The organism is Streptomyces ficellus (genome assembly GCF_030406405.1).
GTDB classification, from domain to species: Bacteria; Actinomycetota; Actinomycetes; order Streptomycetales; family Streptomycetaceae; genus Streptomyces; species Streptomyces ficellus_B.
The window spans coordinates 1-18,828 of sequence record NZ_JAUEPL010000065.1 but is presented as its reverse complement, the minus strand read 5'-3'; the positions used below and the strand labels follow the sequence as shown (position 1 = coordinate 18,828).

The window sequence follows — 18,828 nt, the reverse complement described above, 5'->3', positions numbered from 1 at the left end:
ACGAGCCCTTCGATCCGGCGTTCGCGCTGCATCGGGGCGGCAAGATGGCCGTCCAGGCGACGGTTCCGGTGCGCGACAAGGACGATTTGTCCCTCGCGTACACCCCCGGCGTCGCCAAGGTGTGCAGACGCCGGGGCGGCGACCCGCGGGGCGGCGGAGGCGGCCGGCGCGGGCGGGGCCGAGTTGGTGGCGCAGCGGGAGGTGCTGCGGCGGCTCGGGGTGAGCGGGGAGCGTCCGCCGCTCGCGATGGCGTCCAGCGACCCGGCCGGCTACGTCCGGGCGCTCGCCGCCGCAGGGGAGGCCGCCGAGCTGACCGCCCGGGGCGGGCTGGGTGACTTCACCTGGCTCCTCCAGCGGGTGCCCGGCGAGGGATACTGTCCGGCATGACGGCAAGGGCGACGAGCGAGACGAGGGAGCCCATGGAGACCACGGTCGGCGTCGGCGGTGCCGCGGAGAGCACCGACATGGTGCTGAACATCGGGCCCCAGCACCCCTCCACGCACGGCGTGCTGCGCCTCCGCCTCGTCCTCGACGGCGAGCTGATCCAGCACGCCGAGCCGATCGTCGGCTATATGCACCGCGGCGCGGAGAAGCTCTTCGAGGCGCGCGACTACCGCCAGATCATCATGCTGGCCAACCGCCACGACTGGCTGTCGGCGTTCTCCAACGAGCTCGGTGTCGTCATGGCCGTCGAGCGGATGCTCGGCATGGAGGTCCCGGAGCGCGCCGTCTGGACGCGCACCCTGCTCGCCGAGCTGAACCGGGTCCTCAACCACCTGATGTTCCTCGGCTCGTACCCCCTCGAACTGGGCGGTATCACCCCGATCTTCCACGCCTTCCGCGAGCGGGAGGACCTCCAGCACGTGATGGAGGAGGTCTCCGGCGGCCGTATCCACTACATGTTCAACCGGGTCGGCGGCCTCAAGGAGGACCTGCCGGCCGGCTGGCTCGGCCGGGCCCGCGACGCGGTGGCGGCGATCCGCTCCCGTATGGACGTGTACGACCGTCTCGTCCTCGGCAACGAGATCTTCCGCGGCCGCACCCGCGGCGTGGGCACGATGTCGCCCGAGATCGTGCACGCGTACGGGGTCAGCGGCCCGCTCGCCCGCGCCTCGGGCGTCGACTTCGACCTGCGCCGCGACGAGCCGTACCTGGCGTACGGGGAGCTCCAGGACACCCTTGAGGTGGTCACCCGCACCGAGGGGGACTGCCTGGCCCGCTTCGAGTGCCTGCTGGGGCAGACCCACAACTCCCTTGACCTCGCCGACGCCTGCCTCGACCGGATCGCCGAGCTGCCGCCCGGCCCGATCAACCAGCGGCTGCCGAAGGTCCTCAAGGCGCCCGAGGGCCACACGTACGCCTGGACCGAGAACCCCCTCGGCATCAACGGCTACTACCTGGTCTCCAAGGGCGACAAGACCCCCTACCGCCTCAAGCTCCGCTCCGCGTCCTACAACAACGTCCAGGCCCTGACCGAGCTGCTGCCCGGCACGCTGGTCGCCGACATGGTGGCGATCCTGGGCTCGTTCTTCTTCGTCGTCGGCGACATCGACAAGTAGGCGGCGGGGCGGACCGGCTAGGAGACCGCGTCGCGCCGCAGCTCCACGACGTCCAGCTGCTCGGTCTCGTCGTGCGCCGTCAGGTCGATGACCTTGCCGATCGCGCGCTCCTCCGTGCGCCGTGCGGCGAGGGCCTCCTCGCCCACGACGTCCGCCAGGTCCTCGTGCTGCACGGCCTCCACGGCGGCCTTCTGGGTGCCGAAGAAGTCGAAGCCGCCCTGCAGCCGGGACGCCGGGCGGCGCTGGGCGCTGTACGGCTCGATCGCGGCCGCCGCCGGGGCCGTACGCCTCGCGGGGGCGGCGGACGACGGGCGCCGCTCATGCTGCTGCCCGGCGGCCGCCGCGTGCTTCCCCTGCGGCTCGTCCGCCTCCCGCGCCCGCTCGGCGAGGTCGCGGCGGCGGGCGTCCTCGGCGGAGCGCTTCGCCTCCTGGGCGGCGGCGTTGCGCGTGAGGTTCTCCAGCGCCCTGGCGGCCTGGAGGTACGCGGCCGGGGTGGGCGTGGCACTCGCGGCGGGCAGCGCCTTCGCCGGGGCGGAGGCCTCCAGGGCGAGCTGCCGACGGCCCTCCAGGGCGCTGGCGCGCTCGGTCTCGGCGGTGGCGTACCGCCGCAGCAGCTCGGCGTGCTCGCCCCGCAGCGCGGCCAGTTCGACCCGCTTGGCGCGCAGTTTGGCGTCGAGCTTGGCGCGCAGCTCGCGGGACTCCTCCAGGTCGGTCTCCAGCTCGGCTATGCGCTCCTCGGTACGCCACTGGTCGCCGGCCCGGGCGCGGGTCAGCTCGGCGACGCGGCGGCCGGCCGCGCGGTCCCAGCTGCGCATCAGCACCGAGCCGGTGACGGCCGCGGCGGCCGCCGCGGCGGTCAGGACGCGAAGGACCAGCGGATCGGCGAGGAGCCAGGCGCCGCCGGCACACACAACGGCCGCTCCGGCTACCGCGGAAGGCGGCAGAAGCCTGTGCAGGGGCGGGGAATGGCGGTGGCGTCCACGTGGCATGGCCTGAAATTTACCGTGCGTAGGTGTCGTGTGGGGTGTCGGCCCGGCAATGTTTCATGCCTGTGATCCCCTCCCGCCCGATTCCCGGGCGCCGCCCGCCCGATTCCCCCTCCCCGCCGGTTACTTGCCGATCAGCCCCTTGGACTCCAGGTAAGCCTTCGCCACGTCCGCCGGCTTTGCGCGCTCGGCGTCGACCTTCCTGTTCAACTCCACGAGATCCTCGGTGGTGAGCGCTTTGGTGATCTTGCCGAGAGCCTGGGCTATCTCCGGTGAACCGGCGTCCTCGGCATTGACGACGGGCAGCACGTTGTCGGCGTTCTGCAGCTTCTTGTCGTCCTCCAGGAGCACCAGACCGAAGCTGTCCAGGGTGGCGTCGGTCGTCGTCGTGAGCACGAGCTGGTCGATGCCGTCCTTCACGGCCTGCTTGGCCTGCGGCGTGCCCACGCCCTTGGGGTCGATGCCCGCCACATCGATGCCGTACGTCTTCTTCAGCCCCGGCGCGCAGAACGGCCGTATCTCGCACTCGTCACCGGCCGCGATGGTGACCTTCAGCTTCGACGCGCCAAGATCCGAAAGAGTCCGGAGCTTGTTCTTCTCGGCGAATTCCCTGCTGACGGCGAAGGCGTTCTGATCGACCGCCTCACCGGCGGCGAGCACCTTCAGCCCGCGCGGCCCGGCCAGCTTCTCCAGCGCCGTTACGGTGGCCGTGACATCGCTGGAGGCGACCGGCTTCTCCTCCACCGCCTTTGGCCCGTTCACCTTGGCGTTGAGGAATTCCGCAAGCGTAGCCGCGTATTCCGGTACGACGTCGATCTCGCCCTTCTCCAGGGACGGTTCGTAGAGTTCACGGTTCTCCACGGTCTTGATGGAGGTGCGGTATCCCGCGTCGGTGAGCACCTGTGCGTACAGCTCCGCCAGGACATTGGCCTCGGTGAAGCCCGCCGAGCCGACGACCAGGGTCTTCTTCTCACCGCCGCCGGCGGAGGAGGCTCCCGTACCGCCACGGCCCCGCTCCTCCAGGCTCTCGCCGCCGCACGCGCCGAGGGCGCCGGTCAGTGCCACCACGGCCAGTACCGCACCCGCCATCCGCGAGGTCCTGCTCATCACGTTTCTCCGTCCCGGTGTACCTGTTCGGATTTCCGTCAGTGGGCGCGGCGGGTGGACCGCATGGGGTCGAGCGCCCGGCCCGCCGCCACCAGCACGCCCTCGGCCAGCAGGGCCAGCGCCCCGACGACCAGTGCCCCGGCGACCACCTGCGGGGTGTTGTTCGTGTTGAACCCGGCGGTGATGACCCGGCCCAGCCCGCCCCCGCCGGCCATCGCCGCGAGCGTCGCGGTGGCGACCACCTGGACCGTCGCCGACCGCAGACCTGTCATCACCATCGGGTAGGCGAGGGGCAGTTCCACCTTGCGGAACACCTGCCCGCCCGACATCCCCATCCCCCGTGCCGCCTCGACCACCGCCCGGTCCACCTCGCGCATACCGACGTACGCGTTGGTGAGCAGGGGCGGCACGGCGAACAGCACCAGCGCGATGACCGTGGGCAGGTCGCCGTGCCGGCCCAGCGGTGTGATCGTCAGCAGCACCAGCACCGCCAGCGTGGGCACCGCGCGCCCCGCGTTGGAGAGGTTGACGGCCAGCGCCCCGCCCCGGCCGATGTGCCCGAGCCACAGCGCCAGGGGCAGGGCGATCAGGCACGAGAGCGCCAGGCACACCCCGGTGAACCACAGGTGCTCGCCGAGCCGGTTGCCCACCCCGCTCTCGCCCTGCCAGTTGGTCCCGGTCGTCAGCCAGACCCAGGCATCGGCCACCGTGCCCATCACTCAGCCCGCCTCACGTATGCGCCCGCGCCGTATGCGCGTCCAGGGCGTCAGCAGCCGCTGGAGCCCGAGCAGCAGCAGGTCGGCCCCGACCGCCAGGACCACGCACAGTACCGAGGCGGTCAGCACCTGCGCCTTGAAGAAGCTCTTCAGCCCGGTCGTGACGAGAGTGCCGAGCCCGCCGTAGTCCACCAGCGCGCCCACGGTCGTCAGGGCGACCGTCGAGACCGTCGCCATCCGCACGCCCGCCATCACCGCGGGCAGCGCCAGCGGCAGTTCGACCTCCCACAGCAGCCGCCCCGCGCCGTACCCCATGCCGCGCGCCGCCTCCCGCGCCTCCTCGGGCACCGAGGCCAGCCCGGCCAGGATGTTCCGTACGAGAATGGTCAGCGAATACAGCACGAGCCCGGTCACGACCAGGGCGGCCGACAGCCCGAAGAACGGCAGCAGCAGCGAGAACATCGCCAGCGACGGAATCGCGTACAGCACGGTCGTCAGGCCGAGGACCGGCGCCGCGAGCCCCGGCCGGGCGCGCACCAGCAGCGCCAGCGGGAAGGCCACGGCCACCCCGATCAGCACCGACACGGCCGTGATCCAGACGTGCTGGACCGTGGCATCGGTCAACTCCTGGCCCCGGGAACGCAGATACTCGCCGCAGATCCACTCGTTGGCCGCCAGACAGCCGGCAGCGCTCACCACCGCGCTCAACCGCCCCACCTCCCCCCGCGAACCGCGTCCGACCGGTGTTCGATCCGACAACGACCCTAACCCCCGCCACTGACAATCAACGGGTCGTCGCCACGGCACGGCGACACGCCCTTCACACGCCCCGGCCCGGCTCCGGCCACAATGGGGAACCATGATCCGATTCGAGCACGTCACGAAGCGGTACGCGGACGGCACGACCGCCGTTGACGACCTGTCGTTCGAGGTGGCCGAGGGCGAACTGGTCACGCTCGTCGGACCGTCCGGTTGCGGCAAGACCACCACGATGAAGATGGTCAACCGGCTCATCGAGCCGACCGAGGGCCGCATTCACGTCGACGGCCAGGACATATCCGAGGTCGACCCCGTGCGGCTCCGCCGCCGGATCGGCTATGTCATCCAGCAGGTCGGGCTCTTCCCCCACAAGACAGTCCTGGACAACACCGCCACCGTCCCCCACCTGCTCGGCGTGACCCGCGCCAAGGCCCGCGCCCGCGCCGCCGAACTCCTGCACCTGGTCGGCCTCGACCCCTCCGTCCACGGCGACCGCTACCCCGACCAGCTCTCCGGCGGCCAGCGCCAGCGCGTCGGTGTCGCCCGCGCCCTGGCCGCCGACCCGCCCGTGCTGCTGATGGACGAGCCGTTCGGCGCCGTCGACCCCGTCGTCCGCGAGCATTTGCAGAGCGAGTTCCTCCGCCTCCAGTCCGAGATGCGCAAGACGGTCCTGTTCGTCACCCACGACATCGAGGAGGCCGTCCGGCTCGGTGACCGCATCGCTGTCTACGGGCAGGGCAGGATCGAGCAGTTCGACGCGCCCGCCACCGTGCTGGGCGCCCCCGCCACCCCGTACGTCGCCGACTTCGTCGGCGCGGACCGCGGCCTCAAGCGGCTGTCCGTCACGCCCATCGAGGAGGGCGACCTCGAACAGCCGCCGATCGTGCACCTGGACGACGCGTTGCCCCGCGAGCTGCGCTCCCGCTGGGCCGTCGTGCTCGACCGCGACGACAACCTGCACGGCTGGATCTCCGCCGAGCGGGCCGCCGGGGGCACCGGGACCGTGCGCGACCACGCCCGCCGCATGGAGGCCTGGCTGCCCCTCGGGGCCTCGCTCAAGCAGGCCTTCGCGACCATGCTCCAGCACGACGCGGGCTGGATCGCGGTCATCGACCGCGAGGAGCGGGGCCGTTTCCTCGGCGTGCTGACCCCGGCCCGGCTGCACGAGGCGCTGCGCCGCTCGACCGCCGCGGACGCCCAGGACATCCCGCGCACGGAGGTGGCCGTGGAGAGCATCGGCTAGCAGCCTGCGCGTCAGGCGGCGCTCAGCCGCCCGCTCATCCAGACCAGCGCGGGCGGGATCTCCCGGTTCCAGGTGGTGAAGTTGTGCCCGCCGCTGTCGAGGGTGATCGACGAGACGCGCGCGGGCGCCTTCACCTTGTCGATGAAGGCGAGCGTCCCCTTGAGGTTCCCCTCGCCCTTGCGCGAGGTGGTGACCAGGAAGGACGACCGGCCCTGCGGCAGGTTGTCCAGGCTCCACAGCAGGTTGGCCCGGTTGCGCAGGCGCTGGTCGCCGTGGAAGAGGTCACCGGTGGTTATGTCCTCGGCGGCTTTGTAGTAGGCCGACAGGCCCGCACCCGCCGCGTACTGCTCGGGGTGGTGCATCGCGATCTTCAGGGCGCAGTAGCCGCCGGTCGAGTTGCCGATGAAGCCCCAGTTGCGGGGGGCGGTCCCGACGCGGTAGGTCTCGGAGACCGCCTTGGGCAGGTCCCTGGCGAAGAAGGTCTCCGTCTGCGGGCCGCCGGGGACGTCGACGCACTCCGTGTCGCGCGGCGGTGCCACGGTGGGCCGCAGCATCACCAGGACCATCGGCTGCATCTTCTCGCTCTTGGCCTGCTCATAGGCGGTACGCGGGTACTTCAGCCCCTTGAGCAGGTTCTCGGCGGTGCCCGGGTAGCCGGTCAGCACGACGGCCGCGGGGAAGGTCTTCCCGGCGTACGCGGGCTGGAAGTACTCGGGAGGGAGATAGACGTACGCCGGACTGTCGATCCTCGACTTCTCCCCCGCGATCACGACCTTCTGGATCTGCCCGCCCACCGCCGGCCGTCCGCCGCCGGGCACGCCCTCCAGCTTCTGCTTGCCGACGACCTTGATGTCCTTGCTGCCCGCCGAGTGGTCGACGACCACCCCCATGTCCTGTTCCTGCCCGAGGAGGTCGGCCCAGGAGCCGTAGAAGAGGAAGTAGTTGTTGGCGGCGAGTCCGACGGACGCGAACAGCGCCGTCTGGGTCGCCAGCAGCAGCCCGATCCTGCCGAGGACCGCGCGCGGGCCGCCGCGCGCGAGCCGTGGCCACAGCCAGACCGTTGCCGCGAACAGCGCCACGGCGAGCAGGATGGCCAGCGCCAGAACGTTGTTGCTGGTGAGACCCATGAGTTGTTCTAGCCTTCTTCGTCGAGATTTTCCGGGCAGGGAGTGAACCCGTCATCCCCAAGGCCCGTCCTAGAGAGCGCAAATCGTCCCGGCCGGGCCGGATCCGGCCGCGGGGACACAACGAATCTTTCGCGGAGCCTTGGGAAGCGATGTCTGTCACGGTAGATGGGGATAAGTCGGGATCGGTTCCGAGTCGGGTACGCCGCGTCCTGCGCGGGCCACGCGCCGAGGCGGTGCCCTCCCTGGTCGGAACGGCATGCACGTTCATCGGTCTGATCGACATCGCCGCAGGCGTCTTCCCGCGCTTCCGCGCCAGCCGCGTGCACGCCATCGCCGAGGTGCTGCCCGGCACGTTGGGGCCCCTGTCGGCGGCCCTCTCCCTCAGCGTCGGCGTACTGCTCCTGCTGCTCGCCCACGGCCTCAAGCGCCACAAGCGCCGCGCCTGGCGCGCCGCGGTGATCCTGCTGCCGCTGGGGGCCGTGGCCCAGTTCGTCTACCGCCACTCCGTCGTCGGAGTGCTGTTCTCGCTGCTCCTGCTGGCGCTGCTGCTGCGCCACCGGGGCGAGTTCGCGGCCCTGCCCGATCCGCGCAGCCGCTGGAAGGCGCTGGCCAACTTCGTCCTCATGGGCGCCGGTTCCATCGCGCTCGGCCTGGTCATCGTCAGCGCCCACCCGGGGAAGGTCATCGGCAGCCCGAGCCTCAGCGACCGCCTGGAGCACGTCCTGTACGGGCTGTTCGGCATGGAGGGCCCGGTCGGCTACCACGGCGGCGTGGACTGGACGGTCGGCTACTCGCTCGGCGCGCTCGGCCTGCTGACCGCCATCACCACCATCTACCTGGCCTTCCGCCCCGAGCACCCGGTCGCCCGGCTCACCGAGGACGACGAGGCCCGGCTGCGCGACCTGCTGGAGCGGCACGGCGGCCGTGACTCCCTCGGCCACTTCGCGCTCCGCCGCGACAAGGCCGTCGTCTTCTCGCCGAGCGGCAAGGCCGCCGTCTGCTACCGCGTCGTGTCCGGCGTGATGCTCGCCAGCGGTGACCCGATCGGCGACGTCGAGGCGTGGCCCGGCGCCATCGAGCGGTTCATGGACGAGGCCAAGGCGCACTCCTGGACGCCGGCCGTGATGGGCTGCTCCGAGACGGGCGGCGAGGTCTGGACGCGGGAGACCGGCCTCGACGCGCTGGAGCTGGGCGACGAGGCGGTGGTGGACGTCGCGGATTTCTCCCTGACCGGGCGCGCCATGCGCAACGTGCGCCAGATGGTCAAGCGCATCGAGCGCAATGGCTACGAGACCCGGGTGCGGCGCGCCCGTGACCTCTCCGACGGCGAACTGGAGCGGATACGGCGCGCCGCGGCCGACTGGCGGGGCACCGACACCGAGCGCGGCTTCTCCATGGCGCTCGGCCGGATCGGCGACCCGGCGGACGGCGACGCGGTCATCGCCACCGCCCACAAGGCGGACGCCGAATCCGGCGCTTCCCCGTACGGCGATCTGAAGGCGATCATCCACTTCGTGCCGTGGGGCAGGGACGGGATGTCGCTGGAGCTGATGCGCCGCGACCGCTCCGCCGACCCCGGCATGAACGAACTGCTCATCGTCGCCGCCCTCCAGGCCTCGCCCAAGCTGGGCATCGAGCGGGTCTCGCTGAACTTCGCGATGTTCCGCTCGGCCCTGGCACGCGGCGAGAAGCTGGGCGCCGGCCCGGTCCTGCGCGTCTGGCGCGGCCTGCTGGTGTTCCTCTCGCGCTGGTTCCAGATCGAGTCGCTGTACAAGTTCAACGCCAAGTTCCGGCCCCGCTGGGAGCCTCGGTTCGTGGTCTACCGCAACGCCCGTGACCTCCCGCGCATCGGGTTCGCCGCGATGCAGGCGGAAGGTTTCGTGAATGTCGCCCCGCCCCGCCCGTTCCGCCGCCGGGGCGCCGCCCGCACGGCACGCCCGTGCGCGCACATCGCGGCCTCCCGCGGCGAGCACGAGGTCCGCGCGGCCTGATCCGGACCCCCTAGGCTGGACGCATGAGTACGTTGCGCGCACGGGGCACGGCCAGGGGCCTGCCGGAGTGGGACCGCTGTGCGGTCATGGGAGTCGTCAATGTGACGCCCGACTCCTTCTCCGACGGCGGCCGCTGGTTCGACACCACGGCCGCCGTCAAGCACGGCCTGCACCTGGTCGCCCAGGGCGCGGACCTGGTGGACGTGGGCGGCGAGTCGACCCGCCCCGGCGCCACCCGGGTGGACGAGGACGAGGAGCTGCGCCGGGTCGTCCCCGTCGTACGCGGCCTGGCGGCCGAAGGGGTCACCGTCTCCGTCGACACCATGCGGGCCTCGGTGGCCCGCCGGGCGGTCGAGGCGGGCGCGGTGCTGGTGAACGATGTGAGCGGCGGCCTCGCCGACCCCGAGATGGTCCCGTCCGTGGCCGCCGCCGAGGTGCCGTTCGTCGTCATGCACTGGCGCGGCTTCAGCGAGGACATGAACAGCCGGGCCGTCTACGACGACGTGGTCCGCGAGGTCGTGGCCGAGCTCCACGCGCGCGTGGAGGCGGTCGTGGAGGGCGGCATCGACCCGGAGCGGATCGTCGTCGACCCCGGCCTGGGCTTCGCCAAGATGGCCGGGCACGACCTGGCCCTGGTGGCGCACCTGGCCGACCTGCGCGCCCTGGGCCGCCCGGTGCTGGTGGCCGCGTCCCGCAAGCGGTTCCTCGGCCACGTACTGGCCCGGGAGGGCGCCGCCCCGCCACCCGCGCGGGAGCGCGACGCGGCCACCGCGGCGGTCTCGGCGATCGCGGCGCACGAGGGCGCCTGGGCCGTCCGGGTCCACGAGGTACGGGCGACGGCGGACGCGGTCCGCGTCGCACGGGCCGTCGAGGGCGCCCTGTGAGCGACGCGGCGCGCACCGACGTCGAAGCGGTGGAGCAGGCCAACACCGCCTTCTACGAGGCGATGGAGCGCGGCGACTTCGAGGAGATCTCCGAGCTGTGGCTGGACGACTCCCTCGGGGAGATCTCGTGCGTCCACCCGGGCTGGCCGGTGCTCTCGGGGCGCGGCGAGGTACTGCGCTCGTACGCGCTGATCATGGCGAACACCGAGTACATCCAGTTCTTCCTGACGGACGTGAGGGTGTCCGTGGCCGGTGACACGGCACTGGTCACGTGCACGGAGAACATCCTCAGCGGCGGTCCGGCCGAGGAGGGCGCCGACCTGGGGCCGCTCGTGGGGCAGCTGGTCGTCGCCACCAATGTGTTCCGCCGCACACCGGAAGGGTGGCGGATCTGGTCCCACCACGGTTCACCCGTTCTGGCCGAAACCGGGGACGAAGAGGCCGACGAGAACTCCTCCTGAGTGGGTAAGCGAGCCCCCGAGGGAGTTGCGAAGAGAGCCCGCGAGAGGCCCGTGGGCAGGTCTTGTCAGTGCTCGCAGGTAGATTCGACTGGTGGCAACGCGCCGTCCGCACCCGGCCGCGTGCCACGCCGACCAACGACAGCAGGAGTGATTCGCGTGGATCGTGTCGCGCTGCGCGGCCTCAAGGCCCGCGGGCACCATGGCGTCTTCCCACGGGAGCGCGAGGAAGGCCAGACGTTCATCGTGGACCTGGTGCTCGGCCTCGACACCCGCCCCGCGGCGGCCGACGACGACCTGGCGAAGACCGTGCACTACGGCGTGGTGGCGGAGGAGGTCGTGGATGTCGTGCAGGGGGAGCCGGTCGACCTGATCGAGACGCTCGCCGAGCGCATCGCCGAGCAGTGCCTCAAGCACGAAGGCGTCCAGGAGGTGGAGGTGGTCGTCCACAAGCCGGACGCCCCGATCACCGTGCCCTTCGACGACGTGACCATCACCATCACCCGGAGCCGCGCATGAACAGCACGCAGAGCGACCCGACGGTGCAGCCGGTGCCGGCTTCCGTGACGGAGCAGGTCGACGCCGCCGACATCACCCTCTCCAACCCCAAACGGGCCGTGATCTCCCTCGGCGCCAACCTGGGCAACCGCATGGAGACCCTCCAGGGCGCCATCGACGCCTTGGAGGACACTCCCGGTGTACGGGTCAAGGCGGTCTCGCCGGTGTACGAGACGGAGCCGTGGGGCGTGGACCCCGGCTCGCAGCCGTCGTACTTCAACGCGGTCGTGGTCGTGAAGACCACGCTCCCCCCGGCGTCCCTCCTGGAGCGGGCGCACGCGGTGGAGGAGGCCTTCCACCGGGTGCGTGACGAGCGCTGGGGCGCGCGCACGATCGACGTCGACATCGTGGCGTACGCGGACGTCGTCTCCGACGACCCCGTGCTGACGCTGCCGCACCCCCGCGCCCACGAGCGGGCCTTCGTGCTCGCGCCGTGGCACGACCTGGAGCCGGAGGCGCAGCTGCCGGGCGTCGGCGCGGTGGCCGAGCTGCTCGGCGGCGTCGGCCGGGAAGGCGTCCTGGCGCGCGCCGACCTGGAACTGCGGCTGCCCGAGTAGCGTTGGCTGATCGGCAAGGATTCGGGCGAGGACGCCACCGCGACGAGATGAAGGACCCCCGGTGAAGCAACTGCGGCTCACGGTACTGGCCGGACTGTTCGCCGTGGCGGGCATCCTCTCGTGGGGTGGCGCCCGCCTGTGGGAGTCGTTCGGCACCCTGCCGAGCGTGCCACTCGCCGCGCCCATCGTCCTCGCCGTGATCGCGGTGGTCCTCACCGCGACGGCGCTCTCGCTGCGCTCCCGCCTGCGCGCCCAGCGCGAGCGCCGCCCCGGCGCCAAGGGCGTGGAGCCGCTGATGGCCGCCAGGGCGGTGGTTTTCGGCCAGGCGAGCGCCCTGGTCGCGGCGCTGGTGAGCGGTATGTACGGCGGCACGGGCGTGTTCCTGCTCGGCTCGCTCGACATCCCGGCCCGCCGCGACCAGGCGGTCTACGCGGGCTTCTCGGTGGTGGCCGGCATCGGCGTGATCGCTGCGGCGATCTTCCTGGAGCGGGTCTGCAAGCTCCCGGAGGACGACGACGAAAAGGGCAACGGCGTGCCCGCCACGTAAGAGGGCCGGACTCGCGAAGCCCACCGGTGCCTGCGCCACAACACCCCTGCCGGTTTCCGGCCGGACGGACCGGTCGCCGTCGGTCCGGTCCACAAGGGGTCGCCGACCGCACGTCTCTCGCCCGTGCTCGGCCATCCCGCCTGGTCGCCGTCTGCCCGCCGGGCAGGCCGTACGCCACTGACGGTGCGGCTATCGAGCCATGATCAGGCTCATCGCCTCGTTGCGCGTCGCGACATCGCGGAGCTGGCCCCGCACCGCCGAGGTGATGGTCTTGGCCCCCGGCTTGCGGATACCGCGCATCGACATGCACATGTGCTCGCACTCGATCACCACGATCACGCCCCGTGGCTCCAGGATCTTCATCAGCGAGTCGGCGACCTGCGTGGTCAGACGCTCCTGCACCTGGGGCCGCCGGGCGAACACATCCACCAGCCGGGCCAGCTTCGACAAGCCGGTGATCTTGCCGGTGGTCGAGGGGATGTAGCCGACATGGGCCACGCCCCTGAAGGGGACCAGGTGATGTTCACAGCAGGACGTGATCTCGATGTCCTTCACCAGGATCATCTCGTCGTGCCCCAGGTCGAACGTGGTGGTCAGGACGTCCTCGGGCTCCTGCCACAGGCCCGCGAATATCTCCTTGTACGCCCGCGCCACCCGCGCCGGCGTCTCCCGCAGACCCTCACGGTCCGGGTCCTCACCGACCGCGATGAGGAGTTCGCGTACGGCGTTCTCGGCCCGCTTCTCGTCGAAGTCGCCGATCCTGCCCTCGCCGTCCAACGTCACCGGGTCGGTCATGTGTGCCTCGTTCCGTGTTGCCTGAGTACGCGCGAGAAAGCCGCGCCCCCACAGGCTAGAACCTGGGGGGCGCGGCTTTCATTCCGGGGCTTCCGGGGGCCTTGAGGACCTTCCGGGGCCTTCCGGCGGCTCAGCTCTCGGGGCGCTCCTCCGGGACCGCCTCGGTCGCCGGAGCGGCGGACGCGCCGGGGGTGGCCGGCTTGGCCGTCTTGGCGTCCGTCGGGACGGTGCCGTTGGTACCGGCCGCGCCGTTGGTCAGCGCCAGCTCCTTCGGGGAGAGCACCGGCGGCCGCGTCGACGGCGTACGCCGCGAGGAGCCGGTCCACGCCGGGCGGGGCGGGCGCTTGACGATCGGCGCGAAGATCTCGGCGATCTCCTCCTTGCCGAGCGTCTCCTTCTCCAGCAGCTGGAGGACCAGGTTGTCGAGGACGTCACGGTTCTCGACGAGGATCTCCCAGGCCTCGTTGTGCGCGGCCTCGATGAGCTTCTTGACCTCTTCGTCGACCAGCGCCGCGACCTCTTCCGAGTAGTCCCGCTGGTGCGCCATCTCGCGGCCCAGGAAGGGCTCGGAGTTGTCGCCGCCGAACTTGATCGCGCCGAGCCGCTCGGTCATGCCGTACTGCGTGACCATGGCCCGCGCGGTCGCGGTCGCCTTCTCGATGTCGTTGGCCGCGCCCGTGGTCGGGTCGTGGAAGACCAGCTCCTCGGCCGCGCGCCCGCCGAGCATGTAGGCGAGCTGGTCGAGCATCTCGTTGCGCGTGGTCGAGTACTTGTCCTCGTCCGGGAGCACCATGGTGTAGCCCAGGGCCCGGCCGCGGGACAGGATCGTGATCTTGTGTACGGGGTCGGAGTTCGGGGACGCCGCCGCGACCAGGGCGTGACCGCCCTCGTGGTAGGCGGTGATCTTCTTCTCCTTGTCCGACATGATCCGGGTCCGCTTCTGCGGGCCCGCGACCACACGGTCGATCGCCTCGTCCAGCATGTGGTTGTCGATCAGCTTCTTGTTGCTGCGCGCGGTGAGCAGCGCCGCTTCGTTCAGCACGTTCGACAGGTCGGCGCCGGTGAAGCCGGGCGTACGACGCGCCACGGCGGCGAGGTCGACGTCCGGGGCGACCGGCTTGCCCTTCTGGTGGACCTTGAGGATCTCCAGCCGGCCCTGCATGTCCGGGCGGTCGACGGCGATCTGCCGGTCGAAACGGCCGGGGCGCAGCAGCGCCGGGTCGAGGATGTCCGGGCGGTTCGTGGCGGCGATCAGGATGACGCCGCCCTTCACGTCGAAGCCGTCCATCTCGACGAGCAGCTGGTTGAGGGTCTGCTCGCGCTCGTCGTGGCCACCGCCGAGACCCGCGCCACGGTGCCGGCCCACGGCGTCGATCTCGTCGACGAAGACGATCGCCGGGGCGTTCGCCTTGGCCTGCTCGAAGAGGTCGCGCACCCGGGAGGCACCGACACCGACGAACATCTCGACGAAGTCGGAGCCGGAGATCGAGTAGAACGGGACGCCCGCCTCGCCCGCGACGGCGCGGGCGAGCAGCGTCTTTCCTGTACCGGGCGGGCCGTACAGCAGCACACCCTTGGGGATCTTGGCGCCGACCGCCTGGAACTTGGCCGGCTCCTGGAGGAACTCCTTGATCTCGTGGAGCTCCTCGACGGCCTCGTCGGACCCCGCCACATCGGCGAAGGTCGTCTTCGGGGTGTCCTTGGTGATCAGCTTGGCCTTGGACTTCCCGAAGTTCATGACTCGGGAGCCGCCGCCCTGCATCTGGTTCATCAGGAACAGGAAGACCACGACGATGAGCACGAAGGGCAGCAGCGAGAGCAGCACCGAGACGAAGGGGCTCTGCTTCGACGGAGAGACCGTGTAGCCCTTGTCGATGTCACCCGCTTCGTACTTCTTCTGCAGCGTTGCGGCGAGGTCGGAGCCCTGCGTGCCGATATAGCTCGCCTGGATCTTGTCGCTGCCGCTGACCTTCTGGCCGTCCTTGAGGTCGACCTTGATCATTTGTTCGTCGCCAGTGGTCAGCTTGACCTGGTCGACCTTGTTGTCGTCGATCGCCTTGACGACCGCACCGGTGTCCACCGTCTTGTAGCCGCCCGACGAGCCGACGACCTGCATCAACACGACCACGGCGAGGACGGCCAGCACGATCCACATGACCGGCCCACGGAAGTATCGCTTCACGTCCATCCATACGGAGCGATGACGCCCCGTCCCTCCTGCCCGTAGGTAAATGCTGCTATGAGATAAAGACTGTTCTTCGGACGGTACCCCAGCATTGTCACCCGCGACCGCCTTCCCATGCTCCAACGGCGGGAGGGCGGTCAGGGTTCCCGGGGCTTCGGCCGTTCAGCCGCCGTAGACGTGCGGGGCCAGCGTGCCGACGAACGGGAGATTGCGGTACTTCTCCGCGTAATCCAGGCCGTAACCGACGACGAACTCGTTGGGAATGTCGAAACCGATCCACTTGACGTCGATCGCGACCTTCGCCGCCTCGGGCTTGCGCAGCAGGGTGCAGACCTCCAGGGAGGCCGGCTCGCGCGAGCCGAGGTTCGACAGCAGCCAGGACAGCGTCAGGCCGGAGTCGATGATGTCCTCGACGATCAGGACGTGCTTGCCCTTGATGTCGGTGTCCAGGTCCTTGAGGATCCGGACCACGCCGGAGGACTGGGTGCCCGCCCCGTACGAGGAGACGGCCATCCAGTCCATGGTGACGGGGGTGGACAGCGCGCGCGCCAGGTCCGCCATCACCATGACGGCGCCCTTGAGGACACCCACGATGAGCAGATCCTTGCCCGCGTACTCAGCGTCGATCTTCGCGGCGAGCTCCGCCAGCTTCGCGTCGATCTCTTCCTTGGTGATGAGCACCGACTTGAGGTCGGTGCCCATGTCTTTCTCGTTCACCCGGGTCACTTTCGTTGCAGCCTGCGTCAGCCTTGCCGGATGACCAGTCTGCCACCCTGGCGGCGTGCCACGACGCGGCCCGGCAGATTGATGGCCCCCTGGCCACGCCAGCCGGTGATCAGCCGGTCGAGTTCCTCGATGTGGCGGGCGAAGAGGGAGCCCGCGGGGGCTCCTTCGGCGATGGCCGCGCGGCGCAGTACGCGGCGGCGCACGGCGGGCGGCAGGGCGTACAGCTTGGCGCACTCCAGCAGGCCGGCCTCGTCCCGTACGGACGGGTCCACGTCGGCCGCCCAGGCGTCCAGGGCGTCGGCGTCGTCCCGGCACAGCTGTGCCGTACGGGCGAGGGCCTCGACGACGCCCTTGCCGAGCGACTTCTCCAGGGCGGGCAGGCCCTCGTGGCGCAGCCGGGAGCGGGTGTAGGCGGGGTCCGCGTTCATGGGGTCGTCCCAGACGGGCAGGGACTGGACCATGCAGGCCTTGCGGGCGGTCTGCCGGTCGAGCTGGAGGAAGGGGCGGCGGTAGCGGTCGCCGGTGCCGGAGACGGCGGCCATGCCGGACAGCGAGCGGATGCCGGAGCCGCGGGCGAGGCCCAGCAGCACGGTCTCGGCCTGGTCGTCGCGGGTGTGGCCGAGCAGCACGGCGACGGCGCCCAGCCGCTCGGCGGCCTCGTCCAGGGCGGCGTACCGGGCGTCGCGGGCCGCGGCCTCGGGGCCGCCTTCGCGGCCGACGGTCACGGCGACGGCCTCCACCGGGTCGAGCCGCATCGCGGTGAGGCGGGCGGCGACCTCGGCGGCGCGCAGGTCGGAGCCGGCCTGGAGGCCATGGTCGACGGTGATGCCGCCGGCGCGGAGGGAGAGCTTGCGGGCCTCGAAGGCGAGGGCGGAGGCGAGCGCCATGGAGTCGGCGCCGCCGGAGCAGGCGACCAGGACGAGCGGAGGCTGCGTGGCCGCCCGGGGGGCCTCGGACGCCTGGGCGGGCGGCGCGGCCTGCGGGGCCCGCGCGGTCCGCGGGGGCTCGCCGGTGGGGGCGTGTTCGGTTGTGGCGTGCACGGGCGTGCTGTGCGCGAATGCGGCGTGCACGGGTGCGGCGTGCTCGGTGAGTACGTCGTGGAGTACGCGGCGGACCGCCAGGCGTATCGCCGCGACCGCAGGATGGGGACCCATGTCCGGTGCCCTTCGTGTGAAGTTGGGGGGTGCCTCGGTCGGAGTCTTAACGGCCGGAGCGGGGGGTTCGGTCACTCAGAGTGCGTCGATGGTGACAGAACTCGGCCGTTCCCCGAGCATCGCACGCCTACCCATCGCCCACGGTCCCTCGGATGGGTGATTGGAGGGGCGTTCTTCTGCCGTCGGCCGGATCGGACTCCTCATTCTGCTTTACGGTGCACCCTCGCGACCCAGTCCGCCGGTTTGGCGATCTCCGACTTGGTGGGGAGGGTGTTCGGCGAGGTCCACACCCGGTTGAAACCGTCCATGCCGACCTCCTCGACGACCGCGCGGACGAAGCGCTCGCCGTCCCGGTACTGGCGCAGCTTGGCGTCCAGGCCGAGCAGCTTGCGCAGCGCCAGGTCCAGGCGCGAGGCTCCACGGGCCCGGCGCTGCTGGAACTTCTCGCGGATCTCCGCCACCGACGGCACGACCAGCGGCCCGACGCCGTCCATCACATAGTCCGCGTGGCCTTCGAGCAGGGACATCACGGCGGTGAGGCGGCCGAGGATCTCGCGCTGCTCGGGCGTCTGGACCAGCTCCACCAGGGAACGGCCGCCCTCGTCCTCCTCGCCCTCCGGCCGGGCGCCGACCAGGGACTGCGCGGCCTCGCGCAGCCGCTCCACCACCGTCATCGGGTCCATGTCGGTCGCGGCCAGGAATGACTGGATCTCGCCCTGCAGGTGCTCCCGCAGCCACGGGACGCCGGTGAACTGCGTGCGGTGGGTCTCCTCGTGCAGCGCCACCCAGAGCCGGAAGTCGTGCGGGGCGACGTCCAGCTCCCGCTCGACGTGCACGATGTTCGGCGCGACGAGCAGCAGCCGCCCGCCGCCGTTGTCGCCGGCGGGCATCTCCCTGGTGGCGGGGGCGAACGTCTCGTACTGCCCGAGCACCCTGGAGGCCAGGAACGACAGCAGCACGCCCAGCTCGACGCCGGTCACCTTGCCGCCGACCGCGCCCATCACGGCGCCGCCGGGGGTGGCGGAGCGGCGCTCGCGCATCTTCTCCAGGAGGGGCTTGAGGAGCTCGCGGAAGCCGGCGACGTTCGCCTTGATCCAGCCGGCCCGGTCGACCACCAGGACGGGGGTGTCCTCCGGTTCATGGCCCTCGGGGATCATCCGGGTGAAGGTCCGGACGTGTTCCTCGGACGCCTTGGCGTGCCGCCGCAGCTCGGCGACGACCTCGCGGGCCTCGTCGCGGCTCACCTCCGGCCCGGGGCGTACCAGTCGGGTCGCGGTCGCGACCGCGAGGTTCCAGTCGACCATCTCGGCACCACCGATGCTCGTCATGCGTCAACCGTACGTGGTCGGCGCCATATCGGGTCAGGGTGCGACGGCTCCGCCCGGGCCGCGAGCGGAGTGCTCCGCCCGGACGCCCGGACGCGCGGGGTCGGCGGCGCGGGGGCGCAGGGGCGGGGCGGCGCAGGGGCGCGGCGGG

The 18,828-nt window shown here is 71.3% G+C and carries 18 protein-coding genes and 2 pseudogenes; 10 read left to right on the top strand and 10 right to left on the bottom strand.

Annotated features, from left to right (window positions below):
* The 3 genes and pseudogenes from QWM81_RS28560 to QWM81_RS28550 all read left to right on the top strand — a co-directional run.
* Positions 1-125, top strand: a pseudogene (locus tag QWM81_RS28560) (NAD-dependent malic enzyme); the annotation flags it as partial.
* 37 nt (positions 126-162) lie between these two features.
* A pseudogene (locus tag QWM81_RS28555) lies at positions 163-387 on the top strand (SAM-dependent methyltransferase); the annotation flags it as partial.
* Entirely contained in the window at positions 384-1,559 is a 1,176-nt protein-coding gene (locus QWM81_RS28550; RefSeq protein WP_290115370.1) for an NADH-quinone oxidoreductase subunit D, read from the top strand. The pseudogene QWM81_RS28555 and the gene QWM81_RS28550, both read left to right, overlap by 4 nt.
* Positions 1,560-1,576: 17 nt before the next feature.
* On the opposite strand, the gene QWM81_RS28545 is transcribed toward QWM81_RS28550, so the two are convergent.
* The 4 genes from QWM81_RS28545 to QWM81_RS28530 all read right to left on the bottom strand — a co-directional run bounded on the left by QWM81_RS28545 (position 1,577) and on the right by QWM81_RS28530 (position 5,064).
* Positions 1,577-2,548 (bottom strand): coiled-coil domain-containing protein, encoded by a 972-nt coding sequence (locus QWM81_RS28545; RefSeq protein WP_290115367.1) that lies wholly within the window; start codon positions 2,546-2,548, stop codon positions 1,577-1,579.
* 120 nt (positions 2,549-2,668) lie between these two features.
* Complete coding sequence (locus QWM81_RS28540; RefSeq protein WP_290115365.1) at positions 2,669-3,652, bottom strand: ABC transporter substrate-binding protein; 984 nt, start codon at positions 3,650-3,652, stop codon at positions 2,669-2,671.
* 38 nt (positions 3,653-3,690) lie between these two features.
* The gene (locus tag QWM81_RS28535; RefSeq protein ID WP_290115363.1) at positions 3,691-4,368 is read right to left on the bottom strand and encodes an ABC transporter permease; all 678 of its coding nucleotides are present in this window, start codon (positions 4,366-4,368) and stop codon (positions 3,691-3,693) included.
* A gap of 3 nt (positions 4,369-4,371) precedes the next feature.
* Positions 4,372-5,064 carry an ABC transporter permease gene (locus tag QWM81_RS28530; protein ID WP_290115372.1) on the bottom strand — a complete coding sequence of 231 codons (693 nt, stop codon included), beginning with the start codon at positions 5,062-5,064 and terminating at the stop codon, positions 4,372-4,374.
* Between the two features lie 163 nt (positions 5,065-5,227).
* Here QWM81_RS28530 and QWM81_RS28525 point away from each other — a divergent pair, with 163 nt between their 5' ends.
* Positions 5,228-6,370 carry an ABC transporter ATP-binding protein gene (locus QWM81_RS28525; protein ID WP_290115361.1) on the top strand — a complete coding sequence of 381 codons (1,143 nt, stop codon included), beginning with the start codon at positions 5,228-5,230 and terminating at the stop codon, positions 6,368-6,370.
* Positions 6,371-6,381: 11 nt separating this feature from the next.
* Here QWM81_RS28525 and QWM81_RS28520 read toward each other — a convergent pair whose 3' ends face one another.
* Complete coding sequence (locus QWM81_RS28520) at positions 6,382-7,497, bottom strand: alpha/beta hydrolase (protein ID WP_290115359.1); 1,116 nt, start codon at positions 7,495-7,497, stop codon at positions 6,382-6,384.
* Between the two features lie 149 nt (positions 7,498-7,646).
* On the opposite strand from QWM81_RS28520, the gene QWM81_RS28515 reads away from it, so the two are divergent.
* From QWM81_RS28515 to QWM81_RS28490, 6 genes are all read left to right on the top strand, one after another.
* The gene (locus QWM81_RS28515; RefSeq protein ID WP_290115358.1) at positions 7,647-9,488 is read left to right on the top strand and encodes a phosphatidylglycerol lysyltransferase domain-containing protein; all 1,842 of its coding nucleotides are present in this window, start codon (positions 7,647-7,649) and stop codon (positions 9,486-9,488) included.
* Between the two features lie 23 nt (positions 9,489-9,511).
* The gene (gene folP / locus QWM81_RS28510; protein ID WP_290115357.1) at positions 9,512-10,372 is read left to right on the top strand and encodes a dihydropteroate synthase; all 861 of its coding nucleotides are present in this window, start codon (positions 9,512-9,514) and stop codon (positions 10,370-10,372) included.
* Positions 10,369-10,833: a nuclear transport factor 2 family protein gene (locus tag QWM81_RS28505; RefSeq protein ID WP_435372478.1), complete on the top strand. Its 465-nt coding sequence runs from the start codon at positions 10,369-10,371 to the stop codon at positions 10,831-10,833. Before folP ends, QWM81_RS28505 begins: the two co-directional genes overlap by 4 nt.
* A 156-nt stretch (positions 10,834-10,989) precedes the next feature.
* Positions 10,990-11,349 (top strand): dihydroneopterin aldolase, encoded by a 360-nt coding sequence (folB, locus tag QWM81_RS28500; RefSeq protein ID WP_290115356.1) that lies wholly within the window; start codon positions 10,990-10,992, stop codon positions 11,347-11,349.
* Positions 11,346-11,945: a 2-amino-4-hydroxy-6-hydroxymethyldihydropteridine diphosphokinase gene (folK, locus tag QWM81_RS28495; RefSeq protein ID WP_290115355.1), complete on the top strand. Its 600-nt coding sequence runs from the start codon at positions 11,346-11,348 to the stop codon at positions 11,943-11,945. Before folB ends, folK begins: the two co-directional genes overlap by 4 nt.
* 61 nt (positions 11,946-12,006) lie before the next feature.
* On the top strand, positions 12,007-12,492 hold the full coding sequence (locus tag QWM81_RS28490; protein ID WP_290115354.1) for a DUF3180 domain-containing protein: 486 nt from the start codon (positions 12,007-12,009) through the stop codon (positions 12,490-12,492).
* Positions 12,493-12,681: 189 nt separating this feature from the next.
* On the opposite strand, the gene folE is transcribed toward QWM81_RS28490, so the two are convergent.
* The 5 genes from folE to QWM81_RS28465 all read right to left on the bottom strand — a co-directional run bounded on the left by folE (position 12,682) and on the right by QWM81_RS28465 (position 18,680).
* Positions 12,682-13,287 (bottom strand): GTP cyclohydrolase I FolE, encoded by a 606-nt coding sequence (folE, locus tag QWM81_RS28485; protein WP_290115353.1) that lies wholly within the window; start codon positions 13,285-13,287, stop codon positions 12,682-12,684.
* 130 nt (positions 13,288-13,417) lie between these two features.
* Entirely contained in the window at positions 13,418-15,475 is a 2,058-nt protein-coding gene (gene ftsH, locus QWM81_RS28480) for an ATP-dependent zinc metalloprotease FtsH (protein ID WP_290115351.1), read from the bottom strand.
* Positions 15,476-15,634: 159 nt separating this feature from the next.
* Positions 15,635-16,174, bottom strand: coding sequence for a hypoxanthine phosphoribosyltransferase (gene hpt, locus QWM81_RS28475; protein ID WP_064067358.1), 540 nt, complete (start codon positions 16,172-16,174; stop codon positions 15,635-15,637).
* Positions 16,175-16,215: 41 nt separating this feature from the next.
* Positions 16,216-17,352 (bottom strand): tRNA lysidine(34) synthetase TilS, encoded by a 1,137-nt coding sequence (gene tilS, locus QWM81_RS28470; protein ID WP_290115349.1) that lies wholly within the window; start codon positions 17,350-17,352, stop codon positions 16,216-16,218.
* A 200-nt stretch (positions 17,353-17,552) separates the two neighbouring features.
* Positions 17,553-18,680, bottom strand: a complete 1,128-nt coding sequence (locus QWM81_RS28465; RefSeq protein ID WP_290115347.1) for a zinc-dependent metalloprotease — start codon at positions 18,678-18,680, stop codon at positions 17,553-17,555.
* Positions 18,681-18,828: the final 148 nt, after the last annotated feature.

Coding starts and splice junctions, on each gene's coding strand:
- QWM81_RS28535 (WP_290115363.1), bottom strand. CDS start 4,368: ATGGGCACGGTGGCCGATGCCTGGGTCTGGCTGACGACCGGGACCAAC.
- hpt (WP_064067358.1), bottom strand. CDS start 16,174: ATGGGCACCGACCTCAAGTCGGTGCTCATCACCAAGGAAGAGATCGAC.
- QWM81_RS28520 (WP_290115359.1), bottom strand. CDS start 7,497: ATGGGTCTCACCAGCAACAACGTTCTGGCGCTGGCCATCCTGCTCGCC.
- QWM81_RS28545 (WP_290115367.1), bottom strand. CDS start 2,548: ATGCCACGTGGACGCCACCGCCATTCCCCGCCCCTGCACAGGCTTCTG.
- QWM81_RS28515 (WP_290115358.1), top strand. CDS start 7,647: ATGTCTGTCACGGTAGATGGGGATAAGTCGGGATCGGTTCCGAGTCGG.
- QWM81_RS28465 (WP_290115347.1), bottom strand. CDS start 18,680: ATGACGAGCATCGGTGGTGCCGAGATGGTCGACTGGAACCTCGCGGTC.
- QWM81_RS28540 (WP_290115365.1), bottom strand. CDS start 3,652: ATGAGCAGGACCTCGCGGATGGCGGGTGCGGTACTGGCCGTGGTGGCA.
- tilS (WP_290115349.1), bottom strand. CDS start 17,352: ATGGGTCCCCATCCTGCGGTCGCGGCGATACGCCTGGCGGTCCGCCGC.
- folE (WP_290115353.1), bottom strand. CDS start 13,287: ATGACCGACCCGGTGACGTTGGACGGCGAGGGCAGGATCGGCGACTTC.
- ftsH (WP_290115351.1), bottom strand. CDS start 15,475: ATGGACGTGAAGCGATACTTCCGTGGGCCGGTCATGTGGATCGTGCTG.
- QWM81_RS28550 (WP_290115370.1), top strand. CDS start 384: ATGACGGCAAGGGCGACGAGCGAGACGAGGGAGCCCATGGAGACCACG.
- folK (WP_290115355.1), top strand. CDS start 11,346: ATGAACAGCACGCAGAGCGACCCGACGGTGCAGCCGGTGCCGGCTTCC.
- QWM81_RS28525 (WP_290115361.1), top strand. CDS start 5,228: ATGATCCGATTCGAGCACGTCACGAAGCGGTACGCGGACGGCACGACC.
- folP (WP_290115357.1), top strand. CDS start 9,512: ATGAGTACGTTGCGCGCACGGGGCACGGCCAGGGGCCTGCCGGAGTGG.